We start from the raw sequence: 2,652 nt of genomic DNA on the forward strand, positions 1-2,652 counted from the left end.
GCCGGCGCCGGCCAGACCCGCATCCCAATAGTGGCTGTTGATGAACAGCACCTCTCCTTGAACGCCGCGCAACCATTGCGATGCATGGTCGATCCACTCGGGGATCTCGTCGCAGAGCGTCTCCTTCGGAATGAAGGAATTGCTGCCGCACGGAAATCGCAGAATGCGCACGCAGTCAGCAACGGGCTCCTCGGCGGGCAAATCCTCGAATTGACGGGTCAACACGTCGACCTGGTAACCCATTCTCGCGAGGCATTTGGAAAGCTCGAGCACGTAAACGACCTGGCCGCCGGTGTCTGGCTTGCCCAATACAGGTTCGGCTTGCACATACCCATGCGTGGAAATCATGAGGATGCGCTTTCGCGGAGTGCTGTTTTGCATGGCGGTCTTCCCCTTAGTCTGGCGGAACCGTGGCTCCGCAGGTGGTCGGTTGCGACACATGCGCCTCAACCTGTGTGTTAGTTCGCGCTCGGCGTGGTTTCGAGCTACCGCGGTTCTGTCTCTCGAATGGTCGAATGTTGGTGTGGAGTTCTTCGCCGTAACAAGTCTGTATCAATCGCTTGGCGGGGCCGGCTCGTGATACAAGAACGGCGCCTCGCCGTCGTCCGGCGCATCCATCATCTCAGCGACGCGTTGCAGGATCGCCAGCATGTGAGTTCGTTCCCAAGGTTTCATTTTCGCCAGTTTCGTGCGGAACTGGTCGCGTAGCAGCGAGGGGGCCTGACGCGATAATCGCCGTCCTTCCTCCGTGAGACTCAACGTGTGGCTGCGACGATCCGCCTCGTCTCGCTTACGGCGAATGAGGCCTCGAGCCTCCAGCCGCTTCAGGATTCCCGCCAACGTCGCCGCACTCACATGAATGCGCTCCGACAATGCGGTGGGGGTCAGTTTGTCCGTCTGGTCCAGTTCCCGCAGAGTTCCCAGTTGCGGCGCCGTAAGCCCGTATTCCTGCCAGAGATATCGCGAATGCGTATCGACGGCTTGGGAGACTCGGCGGAGCGTCAGGACAATCTCGTCCTCCAAGCTGAACATATCCGACCGCGCACTTAGTGGCCAAAAACTGGTTCAACTACGAATTATAAAGCGATTGGCAAAAGCCTTCAATCCCGAGGCGCGCCGCATGCCGAAGGGTGTTTCTACGGATTATCCTCGAATCGTGCCTATTTTTACATCGTTTTGTAGGCGTCGGAAACTTGATAGTTGCTTTTTGCTTTAACTAAATATTGCGAGGGACCGGACGAGAATTGGGCCGAATTCGCCGTTACAGGTCGCCTTGCCGATTTCGCCAAAGCGCGTGGCGCGGCGCAACAAAAAAGCGGAGCGGCTGACCAAGGCCAACCGCTCCGCTGGAGAATTACTGCTGAGTTCTGACCGGCTTACTTCGCGCCGACCAACTGCTGCTTTCTCTTCTCGGCCAGGATCGCTTCCTGGATGTTGCCAGGTACGCGGCGGTACTTGGCGAACTCCATGGTGAAGGTGCCTTGGCCCTGCGTCATGCTGCGGAGGTCGGTCGAGTAGCCGAAGGTTTCCGAGAGCGGAACTTCCGCTTCGATCTTGGCAATCGGGCCGAGCATTTCCGTCTGCACGATCATTCCGCGGCGGCTGTTCAACTCGCCCGTGACCGCACCTTGGAATTGCGTGGGCACTTCGACCTCCAGCTTCATGATCGGCTCCAGCAAGGCCGGCTTCATTTGCAGGAAGGTCTCGCGGAAGCAGTTCCGGGCGCAGATCTGGAACGCCATGTCGGAGCTATCGACTTCGTGATAGGAGCCGTCTTCCAGAATGCACTTCACGCCCACGATCGGGTACTGCCCCAACGGGCCTTTGGCAATCGAATCGCGGAAGCCTTTCTGCACCGCGGGGATGTATTCCTTCGGAATACGACCGCCGACGACATTGTCCTCGAATTCAAAGGCCTCGGTCGACTCTTCTGGCAGTACTTCGAACGAGCCCTTGATGTGGGCGTATTGGCCGGAACCGCCCGTCTGCTTCCTGTGCTTGAAATCGTAGGTGGTGTTGCGCGTCGGGGACTCGCGGTAGCTGACCTTCGGCGCGCCGACTTCGACCTCGACGCCGTACTCGCGGCGAATCCGCTCGACGTAGATTTCCAAGTGCAACTCGCCCATGCCGGCGATCAACGTTTCCGAAGTCTCTTCGTCCGTGTTGACACGGAACGTCGGGTCTTCCTTGGAAAACCGATTGAGCGCCTTGCCGAGCTTGTCCGCGCCGTCGCGGTTCACGGGAGCGATCGCCATGCGAATGACCGGGTCGGCCACGAACATGCTTTCCAGCGTGCAATACTCGCCGGTCGACGCGTAGGTATCGCCGCTGGCGCAGTCGATGCCCCATCACGGCCACGATGTCGCCGGGGCCGGCGGAATCAATCTCCGAGCGCTTGTCAGCGTGCATGCGGACGATGCGGCTGAAGCGTTGCTTCCGGCCAGTGCGCTGGTTGTAGTAAGTTTCGCCCTTGGTGATCGTGCCCTGGTAGATTCGCGTGAATGTCAATTGTCCAAACGGATCTTCCACGATCTTGAACGCCATCCCGACGAACGGCTTGGCCGGGTCGGGCGTCAGGTCGAACGCTTCGTCCGGGTTCTTGTATTGCTTGGCCTTGATGTCGCGCTCCAGCGGCGACGGCAAGTAACGCAC

2 protein-coding genes and 1 pseudogene are annotated in these 2,652 nt (G+C 59.2%); all 3 read right to left on the reverse strand.

Features of this window, described 5'->3' with window-relative positions:
- A partial coding sequence (locus SGJ19_18495; GenBank protein MDZ4782241.1) for a glycosyltransferase occupies positions 1-381 on the reverse strand: 381 nt, incomplete at its 3' end.
- A gap of 171 nt (positions 382-552) precedes the next feature.
- Complete coding sequence (locus SGJ19_18500) at positions 553-1,032, reverse strand: MarR family transcriptional regulator (GenBank protein MDZ4782242.1); 480 nt, start codon at positions 1,030-1,032, stop codon at positions 553-555.
- 344 nt (positions 1,033-1,376) lie between these two features.
- Positions 1,377-2,652: pseudogene (locus SGJ19_18505) on the reverse strand (EF-Tu/IF-2/RF-3 family GTPase).

Source organism: Planctomycetia bacterium (genome assembly GCA_034440135.1).
Taxonomy (GTDB): Bacteria; Planctomycetota; Planctomycetia; order Pirellulales; family JALHLM01; genus JALHLM01.